We start from the raw sequence: 13610 nt of genomic DNA, 5'->3' as shown, positions 1-13610 counted from the left end.
AACGTCGGGCCGCTCCCGGAAAAGTGTGCAAGGTAATGGAGGCGTTTTTGGGTAAAACCGGCCAATTGTTGGGTCTGATGGCGCTGTTGTTGGCGTTGGCGGGGTGCAGCGGCAGTGCGCCGCAGCCGGCGTCGGCTGCGCCAAATGCGGAGCCTGCAAAGAAACCCAGCTTGAGCGAGCGGCGGGAAGCAAGGGCTGAAGCACGCGCCGAAGCCAAGGCCGAGGCGGCCGCGGCTACGCAGGCGGAGCCTGCAACGCCCGATCCCACGCCGCAGGTTGAGGACATCACGCTGCCGGTCTGGGACGCGCCGGAAGTCAGCCTGCAGCCCGGGCAGGCGGCCGAAGCACGCAAGGCGGCCGACAAGGCGCTGGCCGAGGACAGGCTGTACCGCGAGGCCGAGGACGCCATTCCGCTCTACCTTGCGATCCTGGCCCAGCAGCCGAACGACAGGGCTGCGCAGCGCGGCCTGGACAAGGCCCGGCAACGCCTGCGCGCGCAGGCCACTACCTTGATGGCACAACCGGAGAACCAGCGGCAGGCCTTGGCACAGGCCGCCGAGATCGCTGGCGTAGCGGTTGCCTTGGCACCCGAGGGCAAGGCCGAGCAGGCCTTGCAACAGCGCATTGCAGTGGCGCGGCGGCTGCTGGCATTGAACCGCGCCGGCGAGCAGGCACTGCGCCAGCACCAGTTTGGTGAGGACGGCGGCGGCGCGCAAGCGGCGTTCCGCGAAGTACTGGCTACCGACCCGCTCAACAGCCGTGCAAGGCAGGGCTTGGCGGCAGTGGAAAGTGGCCTGATCCGCCGCGCTGAGCATGCCGCCGCGATGGAGTCGGATTTCGCTGCGGCCGCGCGCTGGCTGGACAAGGCCACCACCATCCGCGGCGAAGCGGTGACCTTGAAGGACGCCCGGGCGCGCATCGAGGGCATTCGCACCGCCCAACTCGATGCGCTGCGCGAAGGCGGGCTGCGTGATCTGGTGTCGTCCAAGGGCTTGAAGGATGCGCGGCTGAAGCTGGCCCAGGCCGAACGCATCGCGCTGCCCGGCGACCGTACCGTGGCCCTGCTGCGTGAACGCATCGAACTGGTCACCCATTACGGCAGCTTCCGCCCGGGCCAGGTGTTCAGTGATGCGCTGGGCGACGGTAGTCGTGGTCCACAGATGGTGGTGGTGCCGTATGGCAGCTTCCAGATGGGGGCGACCGAGGGCGAGATCGGCAGCAGCGACGCCGAGCGCCCGCAGCATCGGGTGAACTTCGAACGCGGCTTTGCGATGTCGATCACCGAGGTTACCGTGGCTGATTTTCGCCGTTTTGTGGAAGCGGCCAAGGCGCGCCCGCGTGCGACCCGGCGCGGCCATTCCATTGTCTATGACGAGCGCAGCGGCAACTTCATCCGCCGCAGTGGGGTGGATTGGCAGTCCGATTACAACGGCGTCAAGGCCGCACCCAACAGCCCGGTAATGCATGTCAGCGTGCGCGACGCCGAGGCCTACGCGGCCTGGCTGAGCGAGCAGACGGGGCGCTATTACCGGCTGCCCAGCGAATCGGAGTTCGAGTATGCATTGCGTGCTGGCAGCCAGGGGCGCTTCCCATGGGGGCGCTCGATGACGCCACCTGAGAACAGCGGCAACTTCACCGGCAGCCTCGACGTATCGCCCAGCGGCCGCCACTGGAACAATGCCTTCATCGGCTATGGCGACGGATTCTGGGGCACCGCGCCGGTGGCGATGTTCCGCGCCAATGCCTGGGGCCTGCACGACATCAGCGGCAATGTCAGCGAGTGGGTGGCCGATTGCTGGCATGCCAGTTACCGGCGTGCACCGGCCGATGGCGCGGCCTGGTACAACCCGGGTTGCCGGCAACGGGTGATCCGCGGCGGCAACTGGGCCAATGCGCCGGAGCAGACCCGCGCGGCGTGGCGGCAGTCACAGGACTCGGATGTCACCTCGGCGCGCATTGGATTCCGTCTGGTACGCGGAATTTGACCTTGCCGCGGCGTACGCTAGCGTTACCATCGGCCACGGCCAGCCCGGCCAAGACGGAATCCAACCATGCGACAAGATCCTTTCGGTAACCAAGGCAATGGCGGCCAACGTCGGCGTGGCGGCGGCCTGTTCGGGAATATCCGCTGGGTGATCCTGCTGGGCTTCGCGGTCTATGGCGGCTGCTATTACTTCGGCAATCGCTCGGTGGACCCTTATACCGGCGAGAAGGTGCTGATCGACAGCTCACTCAATGCCACTGAAGAGAAGGCGCTGGGCCTGCAGGCCTACCAGGAGATCCTGGCGCAGGAGCGTCCGGTCGACCCCAATTCGCAGATCGCCCGCCAGGTGCGCGAGATTGCCAATCGCCTGATCGCCAAGGTCGACGTGGTGGAGACCTCATTGGCTCAGGAGCACGGCCTGCAACCGCAGCACTTCGCCAAGGACTTCGAGTGGGATGTCAACGTGCTGCAGTCCGATCAGGCCAATGCCTTCTGCCTGCCAGGCGGCAAGATGGCGGTCTATACGGGCTTGATTCCAGTCGCACAGAACGCCGATGCATTGGCAGTAGTGATGGGTCACGAAATTGCCCACGCGCTGCTGCGCCACGGTGCCCAGCGCATGGCCCAGCAGAAGCTGACTCAGATCGGGCAGATGGCCGGCGCCGCCAGCGGCATGGATGGCCAGCAACAGCAGATGATGATGTCGGCCATGGGCTACGGTTACCTGCTGCCGTATGCGCGCTCGCATGAAACCCAGGCCGATGAAGTCGGGCTGATGCTGGCTGCCGCTGCCTGCTTCAACCCGGAAGAGGCCGTGCCGCTATGGCAGCGCATGAGCGAGGCCAGTGGTGGGCAAGCGCCACCGGAATTCTCCTCCACCCATCCAAATCCCGGCACCCGCATCCAGAACCTGCAGGCCCTGATGCCCAAGGCGCAGGAGTACAAGCAGCGCTTCTGTACCGCTGGAGCGGCGGCCCGGTAGCAAACATCACCGGGGCTGCACAGGAGACCTGATGAACGCCGGTGGATGCTCGCTGGCGTTCTTGCTTGTGGCCAGAGGTTACGGATGCGATGTACTGGCTTGGTGCGTGGCAGCGCGGCTGGTGCCGCCCTTGGTGGAATTATCGGTTGCAGGCAGCAAGCGGTTGGTTGTGCTGGCAGCTGCTTCGATCATGATCCGGGCAGGCTGGCACGGATCATTGTCGATAGTTGGGATGCGGCACCGGCTCAGCCCTGTGTGGAATCGCCGGGCGCTGGCTTGGCGCTGATCTGTTCAACCCTCAATTGCAGTTCGCCTTCGGCCAGACGGGCGCGTATTTGTTCGCCGGGTTTGACCTGCTCGGCGCTACGCACCAGAGCACCGTCCTCAAGCGTGGTCAGTATCGAATAACCACGTGCCACGGTAGCCAACGGGCTCACCGCTTCCAGCGAGCGGGCGATGCCGCGCAGGCGCAATGCATCGCGCTGCAACTGGCGCGCCATGGCTGCATGGGCACGTGGCGCCAAGGTCGCTAGCTTCTCGGCCAATGCACTCAAGCGGCGTTGCGGCTGGGTGCTGCGTAGCACGGTGCTAGCGTGGCGGAGCCGGGCCGCTCGACGTTCCTGTTGCTGCTGCCAGGTGGCGTGCAGGCGGGTGAAGGCGGCTTCCTGGTGATGCTTGAGCAGGTTCAGTCGTGCTTGCGGGCTATGCGCCTGCAGCCGCAAGGCTGCACGGTCGGCGCGCTGCATGGCCTGGCTCATTGCGTGTACCTGCAGCTGCTGCAGGCGTTGCGCCAACCGACGTACCCGCAGCGCAAGATCGCGTTGGTCCGGGACCAGCAACTCGGCGGCCACGGATGGCGTCGGCGCGCGCAGATCGGCAGCGAAGTCGCTCAGGCTGAAGTCGGTTTCGTGGCCTACCGCCGAGACCACCGGCGTGTTGCTGGAGGCGACGGCACGCGCCAGCTGCTCATCGTTGAATGCCCACAGGTCTTCCAGCGAGCCACCACCACGGGTCAGCAGGATCACGTCGTAGCGGTTGCTGGCATCGGCCTGGCGCAGCAACGAGGTGATCTGTGGAGCGGCGGTTGCGCCCTGTACCAGTGACGGCAGCAGCTCGACTTCCAGTATCGGGAAGCGCCGCTCCAGCACGCTCAATACGTCGCGTACGGCGGCGCCGCTGGGTGAGGTGATCACCGCCAGGCGGCGTACATGCGCAGGCAGCGGACGCTTGCGTGCTGGATCAAACAGGCCTTCGGCTTCGAGCCTGGCCTTGAGCTCGTCGTAGGCGCGGCGCAGTGCGCCTTCGCCGGCTTCTTCCATGTGGTCGAGGATCAGCTGGTAGTCGCCGCGTGCCTCGTACAGGGTCAGGCGGCCTCGCACCAATACGCGCATGCCTTCGCGCGGGATGAACTTCAGCCACTGGCTCTTGGGCTTGAACATCGCCGCACGCACCTGCGCGCGGGCATCTTTCAGGGTGAAGTACAGGTGCCCGGAGGCAGGTCGGCTGACACCGCCCAGCTCACCTTCCACCCAGACCATCGGGAACGCGCTCTCCAGAAGGTCGCGCGCCAAGGTGTTGAGCTGGTTGGGGGTGAGGACGTCGTTGCTGGAAGTCATGGTTCAACTGCTATGCCGGTAGGGCGCCCGTCCGCGCCGACGGCGCAGGCGAGCTGACGGCCGCTATCTTACGGGAGCGACTGCGCCGGCCGGGGAAATCGGGGAGGTTCAGGGCTTCTGCGTGGCGTCGGTATGTCGCTGCAAGGCCCATTGCACATGCTCGCGGACCACCTCGGAAACATGCGCCTGGCGGCTTTGCAGCGCCTGTTGCGCGGCGGGCGAGGGTGCTGCATTGCCGAGCGCCACGGCAATATTGCGCAGCCAGCGTTCGTGGCCGCTGCGGCGGATCGGGCTGCCTTCGGTACGGCGCAGGAAATCTTCCTCTTCCCACGCGAAAAGCTCGGGCAGGGTGGCGGTATCCAGATTGTTGCGGGCGCGGAAGTCCGGCTCGTCGGTACGCTGGGCGAACTTGTTCCAAGGACACACCAATTGGCAGTCATCGCAGCCATAGATGCGGTTGCCCATCAGAGGGCGCATTTCCAGCGGAATCGCGCCTTCGTGTTCGATGGTCAGGTAGGAGATGCAGCGGCGTGCATCCAGCCGATGCGGGGCGATGATGGCGGCGGTGGGGCAGACATCGATGCAACGCGTGCAGCTGCCGCAGTGCGCGGTGGCCGGGACATCCACCGGCAGCGGCAAGTCAACGTAAATCTCGCCGAGGAAGAACCACGAACCCCCGTTACGGTCGATCAGGCAGGTGTGCTTTCCGATCCAGCCCAGCCCGGCATTGCGCGCGAGCGCACGCTCCAGCACCGGCGCCGAGTCGACGAAGACCCGGTAGCCGAATTGACCGATCTCGCTGGCGATGCGCTCGGCAAGTTTCTGCAGGCGGTTGCGCATCAGCTTGTGGTAGTCGCGGCCAAGCGCGTAGCGCGCCACATAGGCGCGTTCGCTGTCATTCAACGTCGCCCAGGCTTCGGCATCCTCTTTGGGTCCGTAATCCATGCCGACCGAGATCACCCGCAGCGTGCCCGGCAGCAGTTCATTTGGGCGCGCGCGGAGGGTGCCGTGGCGGGCCATCCAGTCCATCGTTCCGTACAGACCCTTGCCCAGCCAATCGGCCAGGTGTGCCTCATCCTCGCCCAGCTCGATGCCGCTGACCCCGCAGCGCTGGAAGCCTGCCTCACGGGCAAGCTGGCGGATGCGCAGCGACAACTGCGCCGGATTTGCGGCGGTAACGGCTTCAGACATGGTGCAAGTATAGAATTGCCAGCATGTCAGAGCCCGTCGAACTGTTCGATATCGCCGCTGCCCGTCAGATTGATGGGCAAGCGACCGCCGCACTGGGCGGTGATGCTTACCTGCTGATGCAGCGTGCCGGTCACGCCGCCTGGCAGACCGCGCTGCAGTATTGGCCGCAGGCCCGGCGCATCGTGGTGGTCTGCGGACCAGGCAACAACGGCGGCGACGGCTATGTGCTGGCCCGCCACGCCCGCCAGTCCGGACGCGATGTCAGCGTGCTGCACCTGCCGGACGCGTCGCCACGCACGCCCTTGGCGCAGCGCGCCTGTACCGATTATCTGGCTGTTGGTGGCCATGTCGAGATTGCCCAGCATTGCCTGCAGCAGGCCGATCTGATCGTCGATGCCCTATACGGGATCGGTTTCAATCGTGCCCCGCAGGCCGATGACGCGACCTTGATCGCGGCGATCAACGCTGCATTGGCGCCGGTATTCGCGCTGGATGTGCCCAGTGGCGTTGATGCGCTCAGCGGCAACGTGGCCGGCGCGGCGGTGCGTGCGGCACGCGTGCTGCAGTTCATCGTGCCGCATCAAGGCTTGCACACTGGTGCAGCGCTGGAACATGCGGGACAGCGCCTGCTTGCCGATCTGGAGTTGCCAGCCGCGGCGTTTGAGGGCGTCAGCGCAAGCGCGCTGCGTTGGGCCCGGCCACAGTTGCTGGAATTTTTTCCGCCGCGGCGGCTCAATACCCATAAATGTGAATCCGGCCACGTGCTGTGTGTGGGCGGTAACCATGGCAGCGGCGGTGCGGTGTTGCTCAGTGCCGAAGCGGCGCTGCGTAGTGGTGCCGGGCTGTGCAGCGTTGCAACGCGCGCCTTGCACGTGGCGCCATTGCTCGCGCGTTGCCCAGAAGCGATGGCGCATGCTGTGGACAGCTCGGAAGACTTCGGGCCACTGCTCGCGCGCGCCAGCGTCATCGCGTTGGGGCCGGGTCTTGGCCAGGACGATTGGGCGCATGCGCTGTGGTCGGCAGTATTGGCCAGTGGCAAGCCGCTGGTGCTTGATGCCGACGGCTTGAACCTGTTGGCCGCTGATCCCCGGCCCGTTCCGCAGGCGATTCTCACCCCGCATCCGGGCGAGGCCGCGCGCCTGCTCGGCACCGATACCGCCAGCATCCAGCGTGATCGCTTCGGCGCAGCGCATGCGTTGGCTGCGCGCTATGCGGCGGTGGTGGTGCTCAAGGGAGCGGGTACCGTGATCGCAGCGCCGGGGCAGTTGCCGCGGGTCATTGCCGCCGGTAATCCGGGCATGGCGGTCGGCGGCATGGGGGACCTGCTGACCGGCGCGGTTGCTGCAGTGCTTGCACAAGGCTTGTCGCTGTTGGATGCAGCCAGCACTGGCGCCCTGTTGCACGGCCTGGCTGGCGACGCAGCGGCCGCCGAAGGTGAGCGTGGGCTGTTGCCGCGCGATCTGTTGCCGCACCTGCGGGCGCTGGCCAATCCATAATGTCTCCCATGATCGAATTGTCTTTGCCCCAAGCCGAGAGCACCGACCTGCTGGGTCAGGCCTTGGCACAGACCCGGCCCGCGCAGGCGGTGGTTCACCTGCAAGGTGATCTTGGCGCCGGAAAATCCACCTTGGCCCGCGCCCTGTTGCGCGCGCTGGGCGTGCAGGGGCCGATCCGCAGCCCGACCTACACCTTGATCGAGCGCTATCCGCTGGATACCGGCGAGGCCTGGCACTTGGACCTGTACCGGATTGGCAACGCCGGTGAGCTGGATTTCCTGGGGCTGGACGATGCCAGCGCCGACCTGTGGCTGATCGAATGGCCCGAGCGCGGGGCAGGCGGATTGCCGCCGTTGGACCTGGTGGTGGCGCTGGAGATCGACGGCCATGGCCGCCGTGCGCGTCTGCAGGCACATAGCCCGACCGGTGAGGCGTGGCTGCAGCGGCTGCGCAAAGCGGGACACTTGCAGGGGCTTTCTGCCCTGTAACAACAGGAAGTTACGGCAGGTTGCGGATTATTAAGGGAAAAAATGTTGCAATTACCGAAATCCGGTGATTGAATCCGCTCATGACTACGGGAAACCGCCTGTTTGCATTGTCTGTCGCCGTCGCCGGCCTGTGCCTGGCCAGCGCTTCCGCGTGGGCGGGTGAGGTTCGTGGGCTGGGCTTGAGTGCCGGTGCAACCGGTACCCGCGCCGAGATCCAGCTGGCCGGTGGTGGTAGCTACAAGACCATCAGCCTGGCTGCTCCCAACCGTCTGGTCATCGATTTTCCTGACTCCACCGGCGTGCGCGGCCTCAAGTTGCCCGCAGCCGTAGGTGTTGTTACCGCCGTGCGCACCGGTAACCCGGTGCCGGGCACGTTCCGCATCGTGTTCGACCTGGCGGAATCAGTGGCCGCGTTCAAGCCACAGATGCAGGGGCAGGGTGCCGAATCCAAGTTGTTGATCGAATGGCCGGGTGAAACCGCGCCGCGTGCGACCGCTGCTGTGGCCGCATCTGTTACGAGTGCGCCGCCGGCATCCGTGTCGCAGGCCGCTCCTGCTGTGAATCCTGCGCAGGCCCGTGCCGAGGCTGCCCGCGCTACCGCGGCGTTGACTGCAGCGGTGCGCCAGCAGGCGAGCACGCCGCCGCCTGTCCAGGTTGCTCCGAATCCCGCAACAGCGCCGACGCCGGTAACGACTGTCGCCGCTGCCATTCCGTCGGCAGCGTCGTCCACGTCTTCAGCAGCAGCCATCCTCAGCGGCCAAAGCACGCCGGTTCGTACGACGATCGCCACTGGTGTGCCGGCTCCGATCACGCGCCCAGCTGAGCCGGTTGTTGCAGCGGCGCAAACGCCTGCGCCGCGCCCAGCAATGCCAAGTGACGCGTCACGAATTCGTATGGCGCCGGGCATGCGCAATCTGGTGGTCGCTATTGATCCGGGCCACGGTGGCCAGGATCCGGGTGCCGTCGGGCCTACCGGCAAGCGCGAGAAGGATGTCACGCTGGCCGTCGCACGTGAGCTGGCCCGCCAGGTCAATGCCACGCCGGGCCTGCGTGCCTACCTGACGCGCGACACCGACGTATTCATCCCGCTGCCGATGCGCGCCCAGCGTGCGCGTGCGGCCAAGGCTGACATCTTCATCTCGATCCACGCCGATGCGGCCGAAAACCGTTCGGCGACGGGTTCTTCGGTTTACGTTCTGTCGACCAAGGGCGCGTCCTCGCAGCGTGCGCGTTGGCTGGCGGACAAGGAAAATGCCGCCGACCTCATCGGTGGCGTCAGCCTCAGTCGTACCGAAGGTACCTTGGCCAACGTGCTGCTGGATCTGGCCCAGAGCGGCAACATGAAGGCTTCTGAAGATGCGGCCGGGCACGTGCTCGGCGGCCTCAAGCGCATCGGCAACAACCACAAGCCGAACCTTGAGCGTGCCAACTTCGCCGTGCTGCGCACTTCCGATATGCCGGCGATGCTGGTCGAAACCGCGTTCATCTCCAACCCGGATGAAGAGCGCCGCCTGATTGATCCGGCCTATCAGCGTCGCATTGCCGGCGCCGTACTCGATGGCGTGCATACCTTCTTCAGCCGTCAGCCGCCTCCGGGCACCTTGTTTGCCGCCCGCGCTCAGGCCGAGATGGATGCTGCCGCTGGCACCGTTGCTGGTGGTAGCAAGTAAAGCAGCACAGGCTTGAAGCCCGCCGCTGGCGGAGCTTCTGGCAATCAGACACCTTGAATCCGATACCAGAGCGCTGGTGTCGGATTTTTTGCTTCTTGTGGGAGCGGCGTAAGCCGCGAAGCTCCTGCAGCGTCAGGCCGTTTTGGCTTCCCGGCTTACGCCGCTCCCACAAAAGAAAGTCCCCGGGCTGTATCGGCTGCTCTCGGTGATCGGCCCATGCTCGGCTATCATCGTCGGCATGCATGAAGTCAGCCTGATCCCCCTCCAATCCTCTTTTCCGTGGCCCGCCAAGACGCTGCAATCCTCTGGCGGTGCGGCATGAGCGCGATCCGTCCGCTGCCGGAAATCCTGATCAACCAGATCGCCGCTGGCGAAGTGGTCGAGCGTCCCGCTTCGGTGGTCAAGGAGCTGGTCGAGAACGCGCTCGATGCCGGCGCCACACGTGTCGATATCGATCTGGAAGAGGGTGGTGTACGCCTGATCCGCATCCGCGACAACGGTGGTGGCATCGCTGCCGAGCAGTTGCCGCTGGCGGTGTCGCGTCACGCCACCAGCAAGATCGCCAGCCTGGATGATCTGGAGTCGGTGGCTACATTGGGCTTCCGCGGTGAAGCCTTGCCATCGATTGCCTCGGTCAGCCGCTTCACTCTGGCCTCGCGGCGTGCCGATGACGAGCACGGCTCCGCGCTGCAGATCGAAGGTGGCAAGCTCGGCGAAGTGGCGCCACGTGCGCACGCACCAGGCACCACCGTGGAAGTGCGCGAGCTGTTCTACAACGTGCCGGCGCGGCGCAAGTTCCTGCGCGCCGAGCGCACCGAGCTCGGCCATATCGAAGAATGGCTGCGCTCGCTGGCTTTGGCCCGTCCGGACGTGGAGCTGCGTGTCTCGCACAATGGCAAGCCTTCGCGCCGCTACAAGCCCGGTGATCTGTATTCGGATGCACGTCTGGGCGAAACCTTGGGCGAGGATTTCGCACGCCAAGCGTTACGCGTGGATCACAGCGCGGCCGGCCTGCGTCTGCACGGCTGGATTGCGCAACCGCAGTATTCGCGCGCCAGCGCGGACCAGCAGTACCTTTACGTCAACGGCCGCTCGGTGCGTGATCGCAGCGTCAGCCATGCGGTGAAGATGGCCTACGGCGATGTGCTGTACCACGGCCGGCAGCCGGCCTACGTCCTGTTTTTGGAACTGGACCCGACCCGGGTCGACGTCAACGTGCATCCGGCCAAGCACGAGGTGCGCTTCCGCGATTCGCGCCTGATTCACGATTTTGTCTATCGCACACTCAAGGACGCGCTGGCTGAAACCCGCGCCGGCATGGAGCCGTCTGCAGGGCAGGCACATCCGGCCGATCCGCAGGCACAGGCCGCACCAAGCTATGCAGGTGCCGGCGGCTATCTGTTATCGCGACCAGGCGGTAGTGCGGGCGGCGGCGGTGGCAATGGCAATTGGCAGGCGCGGCAATCGCCGCTGGGCCTGCAGGTCGCTGACGCGCCATCGGCGTATGCCGCGCTGTATTCACCGGTCGAGGGTGGTGCTGAGGTTTTGCGTCAGGTCGATAGCGGTCCGTCATTGCCGCCAACGTCCAATGATGCCGGCGTGCCGCCGCTGGGTTATGCCATCGCGCAGCTGCATGGCATCTATATCCTGGCCGAAAACGCCGAAGGTCTGATCGTGGTGGACATGCATGCCGCCCATGAACGTATCGGCTACGAGCGGCTCAAAAACGCCCACGACGGCATCGGCCTGCACGCGCAGCCGCTGCTGGTGCCGATGACCCTGGCGGTGGGTGAGCGTGATGCCGATACCGCGGAGCGTGAGGCCGCCACCTTGGCTGCGCTGGGTTTCGAGGTCACCCGTTCCGGCCCCGGCTCGCTGCATGTGCGCAGCATTCCTGCGCTGCTGGCCAACGCCGAGCCGGAAGGCCTGCTGCGTGATGTGCTCGGTGATCTGCGCGAGCACGGCCAGAGCCGCCGCATCGCCACCGCGCGTGATGAGCTGCTGTCGACGATGGCCTGCCACGGCGCGGTGCGTGCCAACCGGCGCCTGACCATTCCCGAAATGAATGCCTTGCTGCGCGATATGGAAATCACCGAGCGCTCCGGGCAATGCAATCACGGCCGTCCGACTTGGGCGCGCTTTTCCTTGGCTGAAATTGATCGTTGGTTCCTGCGGGGGCGTTGATGAAACACGTATTGGGGAGCGTGGCTTTGATCGCCGCAATGCTGTTGGGTGGCTGCGGTGACGATGCGAAGAACGCGGCGCCGGCAGCGAAGGTGGATCCGGCGTTTGCGCATGACAATGAGCTATGGCGTGAGCAACGCCTGACCGAACTGCTGGCCCCGGACGGCTGGACCAGCCTGGTCGGCCTGCATTGGCTGGATCTGAAAGCGCATTACATCGGCAGCGGCAGTACCAGCGGCATCCGTCTGGCGGCAGGGCCGCCGCGTATGGGGATGGTCGCGCGGGTAGGCGACGCATGGTTCTTTGCGCCTGAGCCTGGTATCTCGGTCAAGGTTGATGGGCAGGTGGTGAAGGGGCGTATTCCACTGCATAGCGACCATGCCGAAACACCGACGCTGATTCATTTCGACGATGACAAAGGCACCTTGAGCCTGATCGAGCGTGGACCGCGTTTCGGCTTGCGGGTGAAGCACGCCGATGCTCCGGCACGGGTAGGTTTCACGCATCTGGATTACTGGCCTGCGGATCCAAGCTGGCGTATCACTGCGCGTTTCGTGCCGCACGACGTCAATAAAACCATGCCGATTGTCGATATCACTGGGCTGACCAGCGAGCTGGCCAATGCAGGCGCCATCGAGTTCGAGCGTAATGGACGCACCTGGCGACTGGAGGCATTGGGTGATGTTGGTCGTCCGTTGCAGGTGATCGTCGCTGATCGCACCAGTGGTCGTGGCAGTTACGCGGCCGGGCGTTACATCGATGTGGACGTGCCGGATGCGAAAAGCCAGGTGGTGATCGATTTCAATCGCGCCTATAACCCGCCGTGTGCATTCACTCCGTTTGCTACCTGTCCCTTGCCACCACCGGAGAACCGTCTGGACATGGAGATCACCGCGGGTGAAAAGGCCTATGCCAAACCCAAGCAGGAGCCTTCGGCATGAGTTGGTTCAAGCGCATAGGAATGTTGTTGGCAACCAGCCTGCTGGTGGCGAGCCCATTGCTGGCAAGTGCAGCAGCGCCCAAGTCTGCGGCCAAGCAGCCGCCGGTACCGCTGCTGTGGAAAGTTAGCGGAGCACAGGGCAGTGAACTGTACCTGCTGGGCTCGTTCCATCTGCTCAAGGCGGATGACTATCCGTTGTCCAGCGACGTGGATCGCGCATTCACCGGCGCACAGCGTTTGTTGTTCGAGCTGTCGCCGGAGGAGATGAACTCGCCGCAGCTGGCCACGCAGATGATGCAGGCGGCGCTGCGTCGTGACGGTCGCCAACTCAAGGATGATCTTGATGCGGCCACCTGGCAGCGACTTGAACGATGGGGTGCGGCCAACAACATGCCGATTGATCGTCTGGCCGGGCTCAAGCCCTGGTTCGTGGGCCTGACTGTCAGCATCGCGCAGATGACCCAGCAGGGCCTGGACCCGAAGTCCGGGCTGGATCGGCACCTGATGGATCGCGCCGCGCAGGCCAACAAACCGGCATCCGGACTTGAAAGCGCTGCCTCGCAGATCACCATGCTCGACAGCATGAGCATCGACGAGCAGCGTCAGTTGCTGCGCGAAGCCTTGGAGCAGGTCGACAAGGGCGACGAGCAGAGCCGTCAGCTGCACGATGCCTGGCGCCGTGGAGATGACGTGATGTTATGGCGGGACATGGCTGCGCAGATGAAGCGTGAGTACCCGGGGCTGTATCAGCGGATCAATGTGGACCGCAACAATGCCTGGCTGCCCAGCCTGCAGCAGTGGCTGCAACCCGGGCGCGGCAATACCTTGGTGGTGGTCGGCGCGTTGCATTTGCTGGGTAGCGATGGAGTGGTCGAGAAGCTGCGCGCGCAAGGCTACAAGGTCGAGCGGGTCTGCAGCGCCTGCAAGCGCTGAGTGCCTTGTCTTGTCGTAGGAGCGGCGGTGAGGCCGGCGGCACCGAGGGATGGTTTCGGACGGCGCTCCGGGCCGGAGCGGCGCGCAACCACAAGTGTATCCGGCCCCCAGCCTAATGGGCTCCGG

Annotated in this window: 10 protein-coding genes; 8 read left to right on the top strand and 2 right to left on the bottom strand. The window is 65.2% G+C overall.

Features of this window, described 5'->3' with window-relative positions:
* Positions 1-35 precede the first annotated feature (35 nt).
* A complete protein-coding gene (locus ACVOK8_RS11360; RefSeq protein WP_481566894.1) occupies positions 36-1985 on the top strand; it encodes an SUMF1/EgtB/PvdO family nonheme iron enzyme in 1950 nt (649 codons plus the stop codon).
* Between the two features lie 66 nt (positions 1986-2051).
* Positions 2052-2966, top strand: a complete 915-nt coding sequence (locus ACVOK8_RS11355; protein ID WP_481566893.1) for a M48 family metallopeptidase — start codon at positions 2052-2054, stop codon at positions 2964-2966.
* Positions 2967-3211: 245 nt separating this feature from the next.
* On the opposite strand, the gene xseA is transcribed toward ACVOK8_RS11355, so the two are convergent.
* Together xseA and queG are read right to left on the bottom strand one after the other, a co-directional pair.
* A complete protein-coding gene (xseA, locus tag ACVOK8_RS11350; RefSeq protein WP_481566892.1) occupies positions 3212-4582 on the bottom strand; it encodes an exodeoxyribonuclease VII large subunit in 1371 nt (456 codons plus the stop codon).
* A gap of 108 nt (positions 4583-4690) precedes the next feature.
* Positions 4691-5773, bottom strand: a complete 1083-nt coding sequence (gene queG / locus ACVOK8_RS11345) for a tRNA epoxyqueuosine(34) reductase QueG (RefSeq protein ID WP_481566891.1) — start codon at positions 5771-5773, stop codon at positions 4691-4693.
* Positions 5774-5796: 23 nt separating this feature from the next.
* Here queG and ACVOK8_RS11340 point away from each other — a divergent pair, with 23 nt between their 5' ends.
* The 6 genes from ACVOK8_RS11340 (at position 5797) to ACVOK8_RS11315 (ending at position 13484) form a co-directional block, all read left to right on the top strand.
* Positions 5797-7269, top strand: coding sequence for an NAD(P)H-hydrate dehydratase (locus ACVOK8_RS11340; protein WP_481566890.1), 1473 nt, complete (start codon positions 5797-5799; stop codon positions 7267-7269).
* A gap of 8 nt (positions 7270-7277) precedes the next feature.
* Positions 7278-7757 carry a tRNA (adenosine(37)-N6)-threonylcarbamoyltransferase complex ATPase subunit type 1 TsaE gene (gene tsaE, locus ACVOK8_RS11335; protein ID WP_481566889.1) on the top strand — a complete coding sequence of 160 codons (480 nt, stop codon included), beginning with the start codon at positions 7278-7280 and terminating at the stop codon, positions 7755-7757.
* 80 nt (positions 7758-7837) lie between these two features.
* Positions 7838-9427 carry an N-acetylmuramoyl-L-alanine amidase gene (locus tag ACVOK8_RS11330; protein ID WP_481566888.1) on the top strand — a complete coding sequence of 530 codons (1590 nt, stop codon included), beginning with the start codon at positions 7838-7840 and terminating at the stop codon, positions 9425-9427.
* 318 nt (positions 9428-9745) lie between these two features.
* The gene (gene mutL, locus ACVOK8_RS11325) at positions 9746-11611 is read left to right on the top strand and encodes a DNA mismatch repair endonuclease MutL (RefSeq protein ID WP_481566887.1); all 1866 of its coding nucleotides are present in this window, start codon (positions 9746-9748) and stop codon (positions 11609-11611) included.
* Positions 11611-12552, top strand: coding sequence for a DUF1684 domain-containing protein (locus ACVOK8_RS11320; protein WP_481566886.1), 942 nt, complete (start codon positions 11611-11613; stop codon positions 12550-12552). The genes mutL and ACVOK8_RS11320 overlap by 1 nt, the downstream gene beginning before the upstream one ends.
* On the top strand, positions 12549-13484 hold the full coding sequence (locus tag ACVOK8_RS11315) for a TraB/GumN family protein (protein WP_481566885.1): 936 nt from the start codon (positions 12549-12551) through the stop codon (positions 13482-13484). The genes ACVOK8_RS11320 and ACVOK8_RS11315 overlap by 4 nt, the downstream gene beginning before the upstream one ends.
* Positions 13485-13610: the final 126 nt, after the last annotated feature.

This window comes from Stenotrophomonas sp. STEN083, from assembly GCF_056759195.1.
The sequence above is the reverse complement of the archived record's forward strand: the minus strand, read 5'-3'. Positions and strand labels throughout refer to the sequence as shown.